The sequence below is a fragment of the Solwaraspora sp. WMMA2101 genome (genome assembly GCF_049179175.1).
GTDB lineage: Bacteria > Actinomycetota > Actinomycetes > Mycobacteriales > Micromonosporaceae > Micromonospora_E.
The window spans coordinates 6,527,632-6,544,844 of sequence record NZ_JBMHMA010000006.1; the positions used below are offsets into that span (position 1 = coordinate 6,527,632).

Annotated in this window: 14 protein-coding genes; 6 read left to right on the top strand and 8 right to left on the bottom strand. The window is 69.7% G+C overall.

Features of this window, described 5'->3' with window-relative positions:
* Positions 1–52: 52 nt before the first annotated feature.
* From ACN28F_RS30655 to ACN28F_RS30670, 4 genes are read right to left on the bottom strand one after another with little or no spacing between them, the layout of a single operon-like run.
* On the bottom strand, positions 53–1,903 hold the full coding sequence (locus ACN28F_RS30655; RefSeq protein ID WP_289205914.1) for an ABC transporter ATP-binding protein: 1,851 nt from the start codon (positions 1,901–1,903) through the stop codon (positions 53–55).
* A complete protein-coding gene (locus tag ACN28F_RS30660; protein ID WP_289205915.1) occupies positions 1,900–3,792 on the bottom strand; it encodes an ABC transporter ATP-binding protein in 1,893 nt (630 codons plus the stop codon). The genes ACN28F_RS30655 and ACN28F_RS30660 overlap by 4 nt, the downstream gene beginning before the upstream one ends.
* Positions 3,789–4,685, bottom strand: a complete 897-nt coding sequence (locus ACN28F_RS30665; RefSeq protein ID WP_289205916.1) for a glycosyltransferase — start codon at positions 4,683–4,685, stop codon at positions 3,789–3,791. Before ACN28F_RS30665 ends, ACN28F_RS30660 begins: the two co-directional genes overlap by 4 nt.
* Complete coding sequence (locus ACN28F_RS30670; RefSeq protein ID WP_421360965.1) at positions 4,685–5,404, bottom strand: DUF899 domain-containing protein; 720 nt, start codon at positions 5,402–5,404, stop codon at positions 4,685–4,687. Before ACN28F_RS30670 ends, ACN28F_RS30665 begins: the two co-directional genes overlap by 1 nt.
* A gap of 311 nt (positions 5,405–5,715) precedes the next feature.
* Between ACN28F_RS30670 and ACN28F_RS30675 the strand changes: the two genes are divergently transcribed.
* From ACN28F_RS30675 to ACN28F_RS30700, 6 genes are all read left to right on the top strand, one after another.
* Positions 5,716–8,709 carry a family 16 glycoside hydrolase gene (locus ACN28F_RS30675; RefSeq protein WP_421360966.1) on the top strand — a complete coding sequence of 998 codons (2,994 nt, stop codon included), beginning with the start codon at positions 5,716–5,718 and terminating at the stop codon, positions 8,707–8,709.
* Between the two features lie 263 nt (positions 8,710–8,972).
* On the top strand, positions 8,973–9,944 hold the full coding sequence (locus ACN28F_RS30680) for an ABC transporter substrate-binding protein (RefSeq protein WP_289205919.1): 972 nt from the start codon (positions 8,973–8,975) through the stop codon (positions 9,942–9,944).
* Positions 9,945–10,010: 66 nt separating this feature from the next.
* Positions 10,011–10,811 carry an ABC transporter permease gene (locus ACN28F_RS30685; protein ID WP_289205920.1) on the top strand — a complete coding sequence of 267 codons (801 nt, stop codon included), beginning with the start codon at positions 10,011–10,013 and terminating at the stop codon, positions 10,809–10,811.
* Positions 10,808–11,644: an ABC transporter permease gene (locus ACN28F_RS30690; protein ID WP_421360968.1), complete on the top strand. Its 837-nt coding sequence runs from the start codon at positions 10,808–10,810 to the stop codon at positions 11,642–11,644. Before ACN28F_RS30685 ends, ACN28F_RS30690 begins: the two co-directional genes overlap by 4 nt.
* Positions 11,637–12,437 carry an ABC transporter ATP-binding protein gene (locus ACN28F_RS30695; protein WP_289205922.1) on the top strand — a complete coding sequence of 267 codons (801 nt, stop codon included), beginning with the start codon at positions 11,637–11,639 and terminating at the stop codon, positions 12,435–12,437. The genes ACN28F_RS30690 and ACN28F_RS30695 overlap by 8 nt, the downstream gene beginning before the upstream one ends.
* Before the next feature lie 36 nt (positions 12,438–12,473).
* A complete protein-coding gene (locus ACN28F_RS30700; protein WP_289205923.1) occupies positions 12,474–13,361 on the top strand; it encodes a PaaX family transcriptional regulator C-terminal domain-containing protein in 888 nt (295 codons plus the stop codon).
* Here the strand turns inward: ACN28F_RS30700 and ACN28F_RS30705 are convergent.
* Genes ACN28F_RS30705 through ACN28F_RS30720 form a run of 4 tightly spaced genes read right to left on the bottom strand, consistent with a single transcriptional unit; the run spans position 13,285 to position 17,210 of the window.
* Positions 13,285–14,820 carry an acyl-CoA synthetase gene (locus tag ACN28F_RS30705; RefSeq protein ID WP_289205924.1) on the bottom strand — a complete coding sequence of 512 codons (1,536 nt, stop codon included), beginning with the start codon at positions 14,818–14,820 and terminating at the stop codon, positions 13,285–13,287. The genes ACN28F_RS30700 and ACN28F_RS30705 overlap by 77 nt on opposite strands.
* A gap of 37 nt (positions 14,821–14,857) precedes the next feature.
* Complete coding sequence (locus ACN28F_RS30710; RefSeq protein ID WP_289205925.1) at positions 14,858–15,310, bottom strand: MaoC family dehydratase; 453 nt, start codon at positions 15,308–15,310, stop codon at positions 14,858–14,860.
* Between the two features lie 36 nt (positions 15,311–15,346).
* Entirely contained in the window at positions 15,347–16,228 is an 882-nt protein-coding gene (locus ACN28F_RS30715; RefSeq protein ID WP_421360971.1) for an amidohydrolase family protein, read from the bottom strand.
* Positions 16,229–16,283: 55 nt separating this feature from the next.
* Positions 16,284–17,210, bottom strand: a complete 927-nt coding sequence (locus tag ACN28F_RS30720; protein WP_289205927.1) for an SDR family oxidoreductase — start codon at positions 17,208–17,210, stop codon at positions 16,284–16,286.
* Positions 17,211–17,213: the final 3 nt, after the last annotated feature.

A 17,213-nucleotide genomic window follows, 5' to 3' on the forward strand; every position in this document is an offset into this window, starting at 1 on the left:
GCGGTCCGGTGGTCGGCCGCCCGCGTCCGGCGCGGGCGGCCGACCGGCCGCCCTACCGGTAGGCCTCGGCCTGCAGCGTGAACAGCTCCGCGTACAGTCCGCTGTCGGCCAGCAGTGCGCTGTGCGTGCCGACCTCGGCGACCCGGCCGTCACGCAGGACCACGATCAGGTCGGCCATCCGGACGGTCGAGAAGCGGTGCGAGACGAACACCGTGATCGCCCCCGACGCCTCCGCCACCCGGACCGCCTGATCGGCGTACCGTTCGAACAGCGCGTGTTCGGCGGCCGGGTCCATCGCCGACGCCGGCTCGTCGAGCACCAGCAGCAGGGGCTGCCGACGCATCATCGCCCGACCCAGCGCGAGCCGTTGCCACTGTCCGCCGGACAGTTCCGCGCCGTCGGCGTAGCTCTTGCCGAGCTGGGTACGCAGCCCGTCCGGCAGGTGCGTCAGTACGCTGCGGGCCTGTGCCCGGACCAGTGCGTCGTGCACCGCCTCGGGGGAGTCCGCCTGTGGCAGGTCCCCGAGGCCGACGGCATGCTGCAGGTCGAACTCGTAGCGGGCGAAGTCCTGGAAGCCGACCGAGATCCGCTCCCACCACTGCGGCGTGTCCATGGCCGCGAGGTCGACCCCGTCGACGAGGATCCGCCCACCGGTCGGCCGGTAGAAGCCGCACAGCAACTTGATGAGGCTGGTCTTGCCGGCACCGTTCTCGCCGACGATCGCCACCCGGGCACCCGCCGGCAGGGTCAGCCGCACGTCGCGCAGCACCGGCACGTCGGTGCCGGGGTAACTGAAACTGACGTCGGCGAACTCGATGCCACGCGTCAACCGTTGCGTCGGCGCGGGCTGCGTGACCAGCGCCGACTGCGCAGGCACCGGTGCCGGCAGGTCGTCGGTCGGAGCCGACCCGGACACGGGCCGGTGCCGGTCGGCGGCGTCGACGGTTGCCCGGAAGTCGGCCAGTCGCCGGTAGGCGCTGGCCATCCGTTGCAGATCCTGCAGCAGGGTCACCGCCATGGTGACCTGTTGGTTGACCGCGACCGCCAAGACGATCACCAGGACGATGTCACCGATGGCCCGTTGCCCGGTGATCGCGTCCCGCACCACCAGCAGCACCGCGCCGACGTAGCCGAGCGCGAAGATGAGCTGCCCGGCGGCCTGCACCGCCGTACCGGTCAAGTGGGCCCGCCACAACCGCCGGGTGGCGCTGTCCCACAGCCGGGCGTGCCGGTCCCGCAGCTCACCGGCGAGCCGGAACACCCGCAGCTCGCCCGCGTGGGTGGCGGACGTGGCCAGGTGGAACAGGTTGAGGGCGACCCGGGTGGGTTCGGCGGTCGCGGTCCGCGAGGCGTCCCGGATCCGTTCGGCGATCCGCCCGGCCACCAGCGGCGGGACCGCTGCCAGTGGCAGCAGCAGCAGGACCGGATTGACCCAGGCGAGCAGGATGCCGGTCAGTACGATCGCCAGACTCAGCCCCAGCCCGTTCATCAGTGACTCCAGGCTGGTGCGGAACTGCCGGCTCTCCTGCTGCAGTACGGTGAGCGCGTCGGCCTGGTCCGGCTGCTCGTGATGGTCGATCAGTACGGATCCGTTGGACAACCGGAGCAGTTGCTCGTCGAAGTCGAGCTCGGCCAGTTCGGACAGTTCGAAGTAGGCCACGTGCGCGAAGTGCGAAAAGGTCAGACTGGCGATGACCAGAGCGGCGGCGGCGACCCCGGCGACGGTCGCGTCCGCCGTCCGGCCGGTGACCACCGCGTTGGTCATCACTCCCAGCACCACCGCCAGCATCGGTGCCGCCGCGGCACCGGCGAGCATCAGTACCACCGAGACGAACGTCTTGCGGCGGTCCAGACGCCAGGAGGTGGCCAGGATCCGGGCACTGACCCGCAGTACGCCGATCATGCGACCACCTCCGCCGGATCCACGAACCGGTCGGCCTGCAACCGGAACAACCGCGCGTACTGCCCGCCCAGCGCCATGAGTTCGTCGTGTCCGCCCTGTTCGATGACGACGCCGTCGGCGATCACCACGATCCGGTCGGCCCGGCGCACGCTGGAGAACCGGTGTGAGATCAGCAGTGTCGTCGCCTGCTGGGTCAACCCGGCGAACTCGTCGAAGAAGCGGGCCTCGGCCCGTACGTCGAGACTGGCCGTCGGTTCGTCGAGCACGACGATCGACGCACCGTGGCGCAGGGCGAACAGCGCGCGGGCCAACGCGACCCGCTGCCATTGCCCGCCGGACAGGTCGACCCCGCCGGTGAGGTGCCGGGCCAGCGGCGTGTCCATTCCGGCGGGCAGGCCCTCCAGCGTCGATCCGAGGCCGACGGCCTCGGCGGCGGCCCGGACACCGGCGGTGTCGTGCCGGGCGTGGACCGCGCCGAAGACGATGTTGTCGGCGGCTGACGCCTCGTACCGGGCGAAGTCCTGGAAGATCACCCCAAGGCGGGCCCGCCACTGGTCGACCGGATAGTTCGCGATGTCGACCCCGTCGAGGTAGATCCGACCCGAGGTCGGCTCGTACAGCCGGGCGAGAAGCTTGACCAGGGTGGTCTTGCCGGCACCGTTGAGCCCGACGATGGCGGTGCACTGGCCGACCGGGATGGTCAGGTTCAGCCGGTTGAGCACCGGTCGGTCCTGACCCGGATAGTGGAAGCTGACGTCGTCGAACCAGATCTGCGACTCCGGTCGAGGCACGGCGGTGGCCGCCGTCGGCGCGGTGGAAGTCGTGCCCGGTCCACCGCGCGCGTCGCCGCGGTCGTCGGTGGATTCCCGGGTCACGCTGTCCGCGTGGGCCGCGAAGCGCCGGACCGCCTCGTAGGCGTGCATGCCGATCGCGGTGGCCGCGTCCGCCTCCGGGTAGTACTCGCTGAGCCGTAACATGCCCAGGATCGCCTGCATGACCAGCACGAACGTCGTCAGAGCGGCGGCTTCGGCGGTGCTGCCCAGGGCGGCGAACACCGCCGTGCTCACCAGCAGGCCCCAGGACGCGAAGCCGATGAACGGCCACAGGTAGATGCGTCGTCGGGCCGCCCACACCGGTCGCAACAGCCCGAGGTACGCCTCCCGCAGGGTCTGCTGCAGCCATCCGACCAGCCCGAAGATGCGGATCTCCTTGCCGGCCGCACTGCCGGTGGCCAACTGCCGGACGTAGTCGACCTTGCGCTCCGGGGTGGCCAGGTCGAACCGGACCTGCGCGTACTTGCGCAGTCCACCTCGCTGCCCGTACCGGAACAGCAGCACGGCGCTGCCCAGGCCGATCGCCGCCAGCCAGGAGAAGTGCATTCCGACCAGCACCGCGTAGCCGGTGAGCTGGGTGTAGCGGGCGATGAGCGCCAGCAGCCCGGGCACCGCCTGACCGGGACTCTGGAAGCCGAACTCCAACTCGCGCGCGGCGGTGCGCAGGTGGTTGAGCACCTGTTGGTTCTCGAGCGCGGCGACCCCGGTGCCGCGCAGTGACGCGGCCATCAACTCGTCGAAGACGTGGCCGTCGATGCGGCGCGACACCAACGTTCCCAGTGAGGTGGCCACCGGGGCGAGGATCTGCTGGCCCACGAAGGCCGCGGCGGCGATCAGGAACACCGTGACCAGCGCGTCCCAGGCCGGCGAACCCAGCCCGTCGGTGACCGCCTGCGGCACCCGGCCGATCACGACGCTGGTGGCGACGATGAACGCCACCGGCAGCAGGCCGAGTACCAGGTAGATCGCGGCGAGCAGCGTCACCGGGGCGATCCCGGCCCGCGGTGCCAGCCGGACGATGTTCCATCGCTCCGTGACCCGGTCCCGGCTGATCATCGGCGCTGCAATTCGTACTCGGCGCAGCTGGGCAGGCCGCGCTCCCGGATGATGTCGTTGATGTTGAGCGGGTGAACCTCCAGGGTGGAGAAACCGGGCATCAACGACATGATGGGGGTACCGTACTTTTCGACCATGTAGCGGTAGTTCGCCGCCTCCCGTGCCCGCGAGGCCAGCGGATGCGGCACGTGCAGGCTGGCGGCGTCCCGGTTCAGCACGATCCGAGCGCCGGCCCGGTGCAGCCGGTAGCCCAGGTCGAGGTCCTCACCACCCCAGCCCTCGAACGACTCGTCGAACATGCCGACCGCCCGTACCTGGTCGGTGTTCGCGGAGGTGTTGCAGGTGAAGTAGACGACCCAGGGGGCGGGCAGGTCACCGAAGTCGTCGCCGTACTTGGCGTAGAAGTCCTCCCGGATGTCCGGCCACAGCCCACGCTCGCGGACCAGTGCGATCGATCCGTCGGCGTCGGCGTAGTCCAACGTCCGGTTCATCCGTCCGGACTCGCGTTCGTGCAGCAGCAGGCAGTAGGCGTACCCGATCACGGCGACCGGCCCGGCGTGGGCCTCGTGGGTGTCGACGTGCGCCCGTAGACATCCTGAGTGGGCGATGACCCCGTCGTCGAGGAAGACGCAGATGTCCGACCGCGCCTCGGTGATGCCCAGGTTGCGGGCGGCGGCCGCCCGCGACCCGGTGTCGGCCTGGAAGAAGTAGCGTAGGTCGAACCGGTCGGCGAAGCCCTGCACCATCTCACCGGTGCCGTCGGCGGATCCGTCGTCGACGACCAGCACCTCGAACTCGTCGCGGGGCAGCGACTGGCGGGTCAGTGACGTCAAGGTGTACTCGAGCAACCGCCGTCGGTTGTAGGTCGGAATGATCACACTGCACCGGGGCATCAGGCCGCTCCGTTCCCGTCGTACCGGTCGTGGTGGCGCAGCCAGGGACGACCGGGCGCGTCCTGTCGGCCGAGCGCGGTCAGGTCGAGGTAGTTGTAGGTGCCGTGCAGCAGGTCGGTGCTGTGTGCGTAAGCGGAGTAGGTGTGCAGCACGGTGTCACCGTCGCGCAGGAACACGCTGACCCCGCCCTGCTCACCCTGGGTGAACCAGACCTCGCCGTCGGCCTTGAGCGTCGCCTTGTCCTTGAAGTTGTACGTCACCGGTGCCACCGACTCGTCGAGCGTGACGTGGAAGTCGTAGTTGAAGGAGCTGCCGTACGACGAGTACCACGGCACGGACCAGCCCATCCGCTCGCGGAACGCGGCGATCTTCGTGGCCGGGGCCCGGGACACGAGGACGAGCGTGGTGTCCCGGGAGTGCAGGTGAGACAGGTGGCCGATGTTGTCGGCGAGGAAGGAACAGTGCTTGCAGCCTTCGTCCCAGGCCGGGTCGAACATGAAGTGGTACGTGATCAGTTGCCGCCGGCCGTCGAACAGGTCCAGCAGGGTCGCCGTGCCGGTCGGGCCGTCGAAGACGTACTCCTTTTCGATCTTCACCGCCGGTAGCTGTCGACGCTGCTCGGCCACCGCCGCCCACATCCGGGCGGCCTCCTCCTCCTTGGCCAGCAGTTCCTTGCGTGCGGTGAGCCAATCGTGTCGAGCGACGATCTGTCGAGTCATGGTGTGTTGCCCCTGCGGTAGTAGTTCGCCGGTTGGCGCTTCCGATGGGTAGTCGGAGCCGACCGGCCGGACTCGACACTGGTCTGCCGGCGGCCCTCGGCGCCGGGTTCCAGGCTGGCCTTCAGCCGCCACTGGTGGATCTTTCGACCTAACGTTCAAAAGTTCGAGTATTTCCATCGGAAGATCTTGCTACCCGAGCGAATGTGGCTCATGATGTGCCGCAGTCGTGATCGAGATCATCGCGTCCGCCGAGCAGCACACCTCGGTGATGGTTCCGACCGGCACCCACCCGCACCGCCGAAGGGGGAGGAATGTCTCCACACCCACCACGATTCCGTCGACCAGTCACGTTCGCCGCCGCCGCGGTCATGCTCGGTTCGTTGGCCACCGTCGGCGCGTCGCCGGCCGCCGCCCAGAGCACCGACCTGCCACCGCAGGAACCAGGCGTGACGCTGCGTACCTACGACGTGCGGGTACCGCTGTCGGAGATCTGTACTCTCAAGCCTGGCCAGACCCCCAACGTCGACAAGCTGATGCCGGTCGTCGACTGGTCCACCGCCGCCGACTTCGGCTTCGAGGACAACTTCGTCACGCACGCGCTCGCCAACCTGCACATCGCCACCGCGGGGACCTACACCTTCCGGCTGACCAGCGACGACGGCTCCCGGCTCTACATCGACGACGCGGTGGTGGTCGACCACGACGGGCTGCACGGTGCCACCTCCATGGACGGCGCGGTCACCCTGACCGAGGGACACCACGCGCTGCGGGTCGAGTACTTCGAGGCCGGCGGCGGCCAGCAGCTCACCCTGGCGTGGCAGCCACCGGGCGCGGCGGACTTCGTCGTCGTGCCCAGCTCCGTGCTGAGCACCGACGCCGGCGTGGTCCGGGTGACCGCGCCCGGCCGCAAGGAGTGCCAGGGGGTCACCGACACTCCCGGCGACGGGCTTCCGCTGGACGGGGTGCACCCCGACTACACCCTGACCGACCTGCGCCCGGACGGCTTCCAACCACAGGTCTCCGGAATGGCCTGGACCGCCGACGGTCGGCTGGTCATCGCCACCTGGGGCGGCAGCGAACAGTTCAGCGGCGAGGTCTACATCGTCGAGAACGTCACCGGGGACAGCGGCCCGGACGAGGTGACCTACAAGCGGGTCGCCAGTGGCCTCAACGAGCCGATGGGCGTGGCCGTCGTCGACGGCATGATCTACGTCTCGCAGAAGCACGAGCTCACCGAGCTGCGCGACACCAACGGCGACGACGTCGCCGACGAACTGCGGACGGTCGCCAGCTGGCCGTACGGCGGAAACTTCCACGAGTTCGCCTTCGGGCTGCTCTACAAGGGCGGCAACTTCTACCTGAACCTGTCGGTGGCGATCGACTACGGCGGCGCGACCACCAACCCGCAGCCGGTGGCCAACCGGGGGACCAGTGTCGTGGTGAACCGACGTACCGGCAAGGTCAGCTACGTCGCCGGTGGGCTGCGTACCCCCAACGGCATCGGCTGGGGGCCGGACAACGAGCTGTTCGTCACCGACAACCAGGGCGGCTACCTGCCGGCCAGCAAGTTGGTCCATATCCAACCCGACCAGTTCTTCAACCACTACACCAACCCGGCCGGGCCGTACGACGCCAACCCGGTGACCCAGCCCGCGCTCTGGCTGCCGCAGAACGAGATCGCCAACTCGCCCAGCACCCCGGTGCTGCTCAAGAAGGGCCCGTACCGGGGGCAGTTCCTGATCGGCGACGTCACCTACGGTGGGCTGCAGCGGGCGTACCTGGAGAAGGTCAAGGACCAGTACCAGGGCGCGGTGTTCCGGCACACCCAGGGCCTGGAGGCCGGCGTCAACCGGGTCACCCTCGGCCCGGACGGTGCCATCTACGTCGGTGGGCTCGGCGCCGACGGCAACTGGGGCCAGCCCGGCAAGCTGCGGTACGGCCTGCAGAAGCTCACCCCGAACGACAACCGTACGTTCGACATGAAGTCGATGAGCGCCACCCCGAACGGCTTCAAGATCGAGTACACCCGGCCGCTGTCCACGGCGACCATTCAGGACATCGCCGGGCGCTACCAGGTCGAGCAGTGGCGCTACGCGCCGACCCCGACCTACGGAGGCCCGAAGGTCGACGAGGAGTCGCTGCGGGTCAGTGGGGTCAAGGTCTCCAACGACCGGCGGACGGTCTGGCTGACCATCGACGGGCTCCAGCAGGGCCGCGTGGTGCATCTGCGCTCGCCCCGGTCGTTCACCGCGTCCAACGGCGAGCAGCTGTGGAGCACCGAGGCCTGGTACACCCTCAACGCCATCCCCGGTGTCCAGCCCGACCGGGTCTTCTACGAGGCCGAGGAGGGCCGCCGCCAGGGCAGCGCCCGGGTCGACACCGAGCACGCCGGCTTCTCCGGGGTCGGCTTCGTCGCCGGGTTCGGGGACCTCAACGCCGCGACGACCGTACACGTCGACGTGAAGCGCAACGGCGAGTACGAGGTGGGGCTGCGCTACAGCAACGGTCCCAACCCGTTCTCCGGCGACAAGACCGTCAGCATCTACGTCAACGGCGAGAAGGTACGCCAGACGGTCCTGCCGTCCACCGTCACCTGGAAGGAGTGGGCGACCAAGTCCGAGCTGCTGACGTTGCGCAAGGGTGTCAACGCCATCCAGTACCGGGTGGAGACCGGCGACACCGGACACGTCAACCTGGACCTGGTGACCGTGCGTCAGCCCGGCGAACGGATCGTGCTGTTCGACGGTGGCGACCTGGCGGAGTGGCAGCACACCGACGGGCGTTCGGCGAGCTGGCCGCGACTGGCCGACGGGTCGATGGAGGTCTGCTGCGGCGATCTGCGTACCCGCCAGGCGTTCGGCGACTTCCGGTTGCACGTCGAGTTCAAGGTGCCGCAGCTGCCGGCCGACGTGACCGGGCAGAACCGCGGAAACAGCGGTGTCTACCTGCAGGAACGCTACGAGATCCAGATCCTCGACTCGTACGGTGACCCGACCCTGGACACCAACGAGGCAGGTGCGATCTACCTGCAGAAGGCGCCGGACGTCAACGCCGCGCGGCCGGCGGACACCTGGCAGACGTACGACATCACCTACCGGGCCGCCCGTTACGACGGTGCCGGTACCAAGACCGAGGATGCCCGGGTGACGCTGGTCTGGAACGGCGTGACCGTCCACGACGATGTCGCCATCACCGGTCCGACCGGCGGCAACATCCCCGAGGGGCCGGCCACCGGATCCATCAGGTTGCAGGACCACCAGAACGCCGTGCAGTACCGCAACATCTGGATCGAGCCGTTGAGCTGATCCGCCTACCTCCGGCGGCGCCGGGCCGGGTCCACCGGTCCGGCGCCGCCGGCTGTCGCCGCGTCCGTCACGGGCTGTCGTCCCACAGCGATATTCAATCGTTTCGTGACGGGCGACGAGAAATTGTTGACATTGGGTGTGCCGGTGGTTGACCATGGCCGGACGGCGGGGTGACCACGCTCACACCGAGCCGCACCTGCGCCCCGGGTGCACCCGCCTGGATTGACGCACCCCACGACCTCCGTCCCGGAAGGGCCTCGTCAATGAAGAAGACCCTCACCCTCGGGTTGATCGCCACCGTCGCGTTCGCCCTTACCGCCTGCACCGATTCTGACGCGCCCCCGACCGACCAGGCCGACGACGACCTGCGTCAGGTCCGCGTCGCGGCGCTACCGATCACGGAGACCGCCGCGCTCTGGGGCGGTATCGAGGCCGGCATCTTCGCCGAGCACGGTCTCGCGGTCGAGGTGCTGCCCGCACAGGGCGGCGCACAGGCGATTCCCGCCCTGATCAACGGAGACATCGACTTCGCCATCGGCCAGCCGTTCGGTCCGTTCCGCGCCGATCTGCAGGATCTCGGCGTCGTGATGATCGGCAACTACGCCTCCTCCTACGCCGACGGCGACGACATCAACGCGGTCGTGGCGTCGGCGCAGTCCGGCATCACCCGGCCCGCCGAGCTCGCTGGCCGCCGGGTGGCCGTCAACAGCCTCGGTGCCGCCGGCGACGTGACGATCATGGCTGCGGTGGAGCAGGACGGCGGCGACCCGACCGCCATCCAGTTCGTCGAGGTCGCCTTCCCCGACGTCCCCGCCCAGTTGGAAGCGAACAACATCGACGCCGCCTGGGTGCCGGAGCCGTTCGTCACCCAGCTGCGCGGTCGGGGCGACGTCCTCGTCGTGGAGCCCTATCAGGCGGTCATCCCCGGACTCGCCACCCTGACGACGATCACCACCGCCGAGCGCCTCGAGTCCGACGCCGATCTGATCGCCGACTTCTCCACCGCGATGGAGCAGACGCTGCAGTGGGCGCAGGACTCCGCCAACGAGGCGGCAGTGCGCCAGGCGATCAAGGACAACCTGGAGCTGCCCGAGGCGGTCGCCGACTCGGTGCGGCTGCCGGAGTTCGGCTGGGAGCTCGACCGGGCGAGCCTGGAGACGCTCGCGACCCTCGCGGGCGAGTACGGCGTCCTGGAGCAGCAGCCGGACTTCGACCGCCTCATCCAGCAGCAGTAGCGGTGCGGTCCCGCCCGCCCGCGGCCACCGGCACGCTGCGGGCGGGACCCCCGACCAGGGAGCAACATGCACGTTCTGTCCATCCGACGTCCCCGTTCACTGCGCAAGGCGGTGCTGGGCGTCGTCGGACTGACCGGGTTCCTCGTCGTCTGGCAGCTGATCCCGACGCTCGGCCTGGTGAATTCGCAGTACCTGCCGTATGTCACGGACGTAGTCGCACGACTCGCCGAAGAGTTTCGTGACCTCGCCTTCTGGCGGCGGCTCGGGTCCACCATGACCGCCTGGGCGATCGGGCTGGGAGTAGCGACCGTGGCCGCTGTCGCTCTGGGCACGCTCGTCGGTCTGGTGCCGGCCCTGCGCAGGGCCACCCACACGATGGTCGAGTTCCTGCGCCCGATCCCGTCGGTCGCGCTCATCCCGCTGGCCGTGCTGCTGTTCGGCATTCAGCTGCAGGCGGCCCTCGTGATCATCATCTACGCGTCGTTCTGGCAGGTGTTCGTGCAGGTGATCTACGGCGTCGCCGACGTCGACACGGTCGCTCGCGACACCGCGCGCAGCTTCGACCTGACCCACCGTGAGCGGTTGTTCTACCTGGTGCTACCGACCGCCCTGCCGTATCTGATGACCGGTGTCCGGCTGGCCGCCGCGGTCGCGCTCATCCTGGCCATCACGGCCGAGATGGTGATCGGCAACCCCGGACTCGGCCGCATGATCGAGTTGTCCCGCTCCGCCGGCGACGCCGTCGGGCTCTACGCCTTCGTCGTGGTGACCGGGCTGCTCGGGCTCGGCGTCAACCTGGTCTTCCGGTTCATCGAGCGGCGCTCGCTCTCCTGGCACCAGTCGGTACGCGGAGAGGAGGTCCAGTGACCGCGTCAGCCGTACCCGCCGACGGGGCCGCCCGCCGACCGCGTCGGCGGCCCTCCGCCGCCCGGCGGATCGTCGAGAATCTGCTCTACTCCTTCGGCCTGCCCTTCCTGCTGCTGGTCGTCTGGGGGCTGGCGTCGACGTCGTCGTCGAACCGGTTCTTCCCCGGGCCGGTGCCGATCCTCGACGCGTTCGTCGCCACCTGGGTCGGTCCCGCGTTCGTCTCCGACGTGCTGCCGAGCCTGTACCGGCTGGCCCTGGGGATCGTCGCCTCGATCGTGCTCGGCATCGCCGCCGGTACGCTCATCGGCCTGTTCCGGTGGCTGCGGGAACTACTCGAACCGCTGCTGGAGTTCTTCCGGGCGATCCCGCCGCCGGTGCTGATCCCGGTCGTGATGCTGCTGCTGGGCATCACCGACACGATGCGGGTGGTGGTGATCGTCTCCGGGGCGCTCTGGCCGATCCTGCTGAACACGATCGACGGTGTCCGCGCAACCGACTCGGTCATGTCCGAGACCGCAGACTCGTTCCAGATCACCTGGTGGGAGCGGCTGTGGTTCCTGGTGCTGCCGGCGGCCAGCCCGCGCATCATGGCCGGCGTGCGCCAAGGGCTGTCGGTCGCGCTCATCCTGATGGTGATCTCGGAGATGTTCGCGTCCTCCGCCGGACTCGGCTACCGGATCGCCTACTTCCAACGCAACTACCTCATCGCCGAGATGTGGAGCGGCATCCTGCTGCTCGGCCTCGTCGGTGTCCTGCTCGCGGTCACCTTCGGTGTCGTCGAGCGGCGCGTGCTGCGCTGGTACCACGGAGCAAGGGAGATCAATCGTGCCTGAGCGGAGCGTCCTGCTGCGGGTGGAACACCTGCGCAAGGTCTACGAGTCGGCGAACGGCGACGTCGAGGCGATCGGCGACATCAGCTTCACGATGCACGCCGGCGAACTCGTCTGCATCGTGGGGCCGTCGGGCTGCGGCAAGACGACCCTGCTGAAGTGCCTGGCCGGTCTGCTGCGTCCCACCAGCGGACGCATCGAGATGGACGGGGCCCCGGTCACCGGCCCGAGCCCCGCGATGGCCGTCGTCTTCCAGGAGTACGGTCGCAGCCTCTACCCCTGGCTGACGGTCCGGGGCAACGTCGAGCTGCCGCTGCGGCACAAGCGGCTCTCCCGCAGCCAACGGGGCAAACTCGTCACCGACGCCCTCGAGGCGGTGGGTCTGGGCCACGCGGCCCGCAGCCACCCCTGGCAACTGTCCGGCGGCATGCAGCAGCGGGTGGCGATCGCCCGGGCCGTCGCGTACCACCCGGAAGTGCTGATCATGGACGAGCCGTTCGCTGCGGTCGACGCCCAGACCCGGGCGGACCTGGAGGATCTGGTACGGCAGCTGCACACCGACCGCAAGATCTCGATCGTCTTCGTCACCCACGACATCGACGAGTCGGTCTATCTGGGCGAGCGGGTGCTCGTGTTGTCGAAGTCGCCGACCTGGGTGCAGGAGGACCTCGCGATCGACCTTCCGGCCGAGCGCGATCAGATCACCACCCGGGCGCTACCTCGGTTCACCCAACTGCGGACGCAGATCTACGGACAGATCCAGCGGGCCAAGCGGGGGGAGACCGCCACCGCCTGACCGTACCGTCGGACCAGTGCCGCCCGAGGGGGAGCCGTGCGTAGTCGACAACCGAAACAGTTGCTGCTCGCCTTCTTCGGGGAGCACGTCGTCGACGACGACCCCGGTCCGATCCGCGCGAGTGTGCTGATCGGCGTTCTCGAAGGTGCCGGCGTCGCCGCCCCGGCGACCCGGGCCACCCTCGACCGGCTCGTGCAGACCGGCGTCCTTGCCCGCAGCCGGCAGGGCAGGGAGATCCGCTTCTCGCTCACCGGGCACGGAGCGGCGGTGCTGCGCGAGGCGACCGACCGGGTCCGTGGTCCGCGGCCGTTCGATCCGCAGGGCCCCGGGTGGACGCTGGTCACGTTCACCATCCCGGAGGGCCAACGGACCCTGCGCCATCGACTGCGGTCGACGTTGACCTGGGAAGGGTTCGCGCCGTTGCGCGACGGGCTGTGGCTGGCCCCCGGCGAGGTCGACCTGGCCGGCTCGCTGGAGCCGCTGCGCCGGGACCTGCCGGCCGGCACCGTCGTCGCCTTCCACGCCCGGGAGCTCGGCGAGTTCCCGATCGCCGACAGCGTCCGGGCCGCCTGGGACATCGAATCGATCCGCCGGGAGCACCTCGCGTTCATCGACGTCTGGGACGACCCGGCGGCGGCGACACAGGCGACCAGTGCGTTGTCCGTACGGACGATGCTCGTGGCGGACTGGCTCGCGTTGCTGCGGGCCGACCCCCGGCTGCCCCGGCAGTTCATGGACGCACAGTGGCCCGCCACCCGGTCGACACAGGTCTACCGTCGAATGCACGGACAGCTGGCCGCTCCGTCGGCCGCGGAGTTCGCCGCGCTCGTCGGAGGGGTCGACGGAGTCAGCCGGCGAACCGGGCCCGCAGCTCGGCCTTCCGCACCTTCCCCGAGGCGGTCCTCGGCAGCTCGTCCACGATGACCAGGTTCTTCGGCATCTTGTAGCGGGCGATCCGGCCGTCGAGGAATTCGCGTACCGTCCCGAGGTCGACGCTGGCACCCTCGCGGACCGTCACGATCGCCCAGGGCACCTCGCCCCAGCGGGGGTCAGGTACGCCGATCACGGCCGCCCCCGTCACCCCGTCGACCTCGCTGAGCAGCAGCTCGAGCTCTGGCGGGTAGATGTTCTCGCCGCCTGAGATGATCATGTCCTTGAGCCGGCCCGCGATGTACAGGTAACCGTCGTCGTCCAGGTAGCCGAGGTCCCCGGACCGCAACCAGCCGTCCGAGGTGAACGCCGCCGCCGTCGCCTCCGGCAGCCGGTGGTAGCCGGGGAACACGTTCGGCCCGGCGATCTCGATCTCGCCGATGGCGCCGGCCGGCACCGGCGTACCGTCGCCGCTGGCGATCCGCACGTCGGTGAAGAAGTGCGGCAGGCCGACGCTGCCCTGCTTCGCGCGGGTCATCGCCGGTGGCAGCGCGGTTGCCCCCGGCGAGGCCTCGGTCATGCCGTAACCCTGCGAGAACGACAACCCCCGCTGCTCGTACGCGTCGAGGATCCGCACCGGCACCGCCGACCCGCCGCAGGTGAGTTTCGTCAACGACGACAGGTCGGTGGACGACCAGTTCGGATGCTCGGCCATCATCTGGTACGTGGTCGGCACGCCGCTGAGCATCGTCACGCCGTACCGTTCGATCTGGGCCAGCGCCCGGCCCGGTTCGAAGCCCTTCTCCAGCACGAGCGTCCCGCCCTTGAGGATCACCGGCAACGCCCCCATGCCCAGGGAGGCGACGTGGAACAGCGGCGAGATCATCAACGCGACGTCCGTGGAGACCACGTCGTAGTCGACGATGCAGTTGAGCGCGACCCAGGTCAGGTTGCCGTGGGTCAGCGTCGCGCCCTTGGCCCGGCCGGTGGTACCCGACGTGTAGATGATCGCGGCCGGGTCGTCCATGCCCACCTGGCGTGCGGCGACCTCGCCTGCCTCGTCGGCCTCGACCTCTTCCATCAGTCGGGCCAGTCCGGGCTGCTGCGCACTGCCGAGGCCGGTGACGACGATCCGTGGCGCCGCCGCCCCACCGGTGGCGGCAGCGACCCGGGCCGCGAAGTCGGGGTCGTGGATCAGGACCCGGGCACCGCTGTCGGTGAGCACGTGCGTGATCTCCGGCGGCGCGAGGCGGGTGTTGACCGGGACGAACACCGCGCCCAGCCGCGCGGCCCCGAACATCACCTGGAGAAAGTCCGGGCTGTTCTCCCCGAGGTAGGCGACGCTGTCGCCGGTGCCGACGCCGAGGTGGCGCAGCGCCGCCGCGACCCGGTCCGCGCCGTCGACGAACTGCCGGTACGTCATGGTCGACCCCTCGCCGTGGACGAGGGCGGTCCGGTCGGGTGACATGCGGCGGCGCTTGGTCAACCAGGTGCCGATCCCGTGCTGGTGCATCAGATTCTCCCGGTCGTGCAGGAACCCGATCTCCTGGTCAGGCGTGGAAGCGGTACAGCCCCCGCGCCGCGACCGCCGGCTTGGTGCCGCCGTCGATCTCGATGGTCTGGTCGACGGTCAGTTGGTAGCCGCCCCGGACCTCGGTGACCTCGACGACCACGGCACGCATGCGGATCCGGGAGCCGACCGCGACCGGGGCGGGGAACCGCACCTTGTCGAGGCCGTAGTTGACCTTCGTCGACACTCCCTGGACGTCAAGGAGCTTCGTCCAGAACGGCACGGTCAGCGACAGGCTGAGGAAGCCGTGCGCGATCGGCGTACCGAACGGCCCGTCCTTGGCCCGCTGCGGGTCGACGTGGATCCACTGATGGTCGTCGGTGGCGTCGGCGAACAGGTTGATCTGGTCCTGGGTGACCGTCCGGTACTCGGTGTACCCCAGGTCGGTGCCGGCCAGCCCGGGCAGCTGATCGTAGGTGATGGTCGTTGACATGGCGTCTGTTCCTTTCCTCACCCGTCGCCTGCGTCCTCACTCGGTCAGACGCAGGAGACGGGCGGCGTTGTGCTTGACGATGCCGGGGAGCACGTCGGGTTTGAGATCGGTGGTCTCGACGTCCCGCAGCCAGCGGTCCGGGGTGAGCAACGGGTAGTCGGTGCCGAACAGCACCCGGTGTTTGAGGATCGAGTTGGCGTAGCGCACCAGCTCGGCGGGGAAGTACTTCGGGCTCCAACCGGACAGGTCGATCCAGGTGTTCGGCTTGTGCGTCGCCACCGACAGCGCCTCGTCCTGCCAGGGCACCGACGGGTGGGCCATGATGATCTGCAGGTCCGGGAAGTCGGCGGCGATCGGATCGAGTCGCATCGGATTGGACAACCCGAGCCGCAGACCGTAGCCGCCGGGCAGCCCGGCCCCGATGCCGGTCTGCCCGGTGTGGAACAGGGCCGGCACCCCGGCCCTGGCGATCAGGGCCCACAACGGCGCGTACTGCTCGTCGCCGGGGTCGAAGCCCTGCACCGTCGGATGGAACTTGAAGCCGCGTACCCCCTCGTCCTCGACGAGTCGGGCCGCGGCCTCCAGGGCCGCCTCGCCGGTGCGCGGATCGACCGAGCCGAACGGGATGAGCACGTCGGCGTGGTCGGCGGCGGCCCGGGCGATCTCGGTGCTGGACAACGGCGGATGCCGCAGCTGGGTACGCGCGTCCACGGTGAACACGACGGCCGCCATCCGACGTTCGCGGTAGTACCGCGCCACGGCCTCGATCGCCGGCCGGGGGCCGTCGGTGCGGAAGTATTTCGACGCGGCGGCCTCGAGCGGTGCCGGCAGCGACGAGTGGCCGTGGTCGTCGACCTCGATGTGCACGTGGACGTCGATCGCGGTGATCGCGTCGATGTCGATCGCTGGCTGGTACATGGCGCGGACCTCCGGCCGACGGATCAGGAGACGGCGGGCTCAGGACCCGGCGGGCTCAGGACCCGGCGGGGCGGAACTCCTCGGGCAGCTCCGGGAACCGCTCACCGACGCTCTGCAGCGCGTCGGCGAACTCGGTCGACCAGCCGGCGACCAGCGCCTCGTAGGTCCAGCCGCCCTCGCGGTACGCGGTCGCAGCGGCCTCCGGGTGGGTCCAGATCTGGATCCGGTCGCCGCCCACGCCGATCACCTGTCCGGTGATCCCGGCGGCGGCGTCGGAGCCGAGGAAGGCGACGAGACCAGCGACGTCGTCAGCGGTGCCGAAGCCGAGATCGTGCCGGAAGAACGCCGGCACCGGCGCACCCTTCGCCTCGGCCTCGACCGCTGCGGCGAAGTAGGGCACGGTCGCCGTCATCGCGGTCGCCGCGACCGGCACCACGGTGTTGGCGGTGATCCCGGCCCGCTTCAACTCCAGCGCCCAGGTCCGCACCATGCCGACGATGCCCGCCTTGGCGGCGGCGTAGTTGGTCTGCCCGAAGTTGCCCCGCTGCCCGGTGGGCGAGCCGACGCAGATGATCCGGCCACCCTCGCCGGCCTGCCGCATGTGTCGTACGGCCTCGCGCACCATGGTGAAGGTGCCGCGCAGATGGACGTCGACGACGGTGTCGAAATCCTCGTCGCTCATCTTCCAGAGCACCGTGTCCCGGAGCACGCCGGCGTTGGTCACCACGATGTCGAGCCGGCCGAAACTGTCGACCGCGCTGGCGACCAGGGCCTGCGCGGTCTCGGTGGGACCGACCGGTGCGACCAGCGCGACGGCGCGTCCGCCGGCCGACTCGATCGCCGCGACCGCCTCGTCGGCGGCTCCGGCGTCGACGTCGTTGACCACGACGCTGGCGCCCTGACGGGCCAACTGCCGGGCGTAGGCCAGGCCGAGGCCCCGTCCGGAGCCGGTGACGATGGCGACTTTGCCGTCCAGAGACATCGG

Coding starts and splice junctions, on each gene's coding strand:
- ACN28F_RS30675 (WP_421360966.1), top strand. CDS start 5,716: ATGTCTCCACACCCACCACGATTCCGTCGACCAGTCACGTTCGCCGCC.
- ACN28F_RS30715 (WP_421360971.1), bottom strand. CDS start 16,228: ATGTACCAGCCAGCGATCGACATCGACGCGATCACCGCGATCGACGTC.
- ACN28F_RS30685 (WP_289205920.1), top strand. CDS start 10,011: ATGCACGTTCTGTCCATCCGACGTCCCCGTTCACTGCGCAAGGCGGTG.
- ACN28F_RS30655 (WP_289205914.1), bottom strand. CDS start 1,903: ATGATCGGCGTACTGCGGGTCAGTGCCCGGATCCTGGCCACCTCCTGG.
- ACN28F_RS30720 (WP_289205927.1), bottom strand. CDS start 17,210: ATGTCTCTGGACGGCAAAGTCGCCATCGTCACCGGCTCCGGACGGGGC.
- ACN28F_RS30680 (WP_289205919.1), top strand. CDS start 8,973: ATGAAGAAGACCCTCACCCTCGGGTTGATCGCCACCGTCGCGTTCGCC.
- ACN28F_RS30705 (WP_289205924.1), bottom strand. CDS start 14,820: ATGCACCAGCACGGGATCGGCACCTGGTTGACCAAGCGCCGCCGCATG.
- ACN28F_RS30710 (WP_289205925.1), bottom strand. CDS start 15,310: ATGTCAACGACCATCACCTACGATCAGCTGCCCGGGCTGGCCGGCACC.
- ACN28F_RS30665 (WP_289205916.1), bottom strand. CDS start 4,685: ATGCCCCGGTGCAGTGTGATCATTCCGACCTACAACCGACGGCGGTTG.
- ACN28F_RS30670 (WP_421360965.1), bottom strand. CDS start 5,404: ATGACTCGACAGATCGTCGCTCGACACGATTGGCTCACCGCACGCAAG.
- ACN28F_RS30660 (WP_289205915.1), bottom strand. CDS start 3,792: ATGATCAGCCGGGACCGGGTCACGGAGCGATGGAACATCGTCCGGCTG.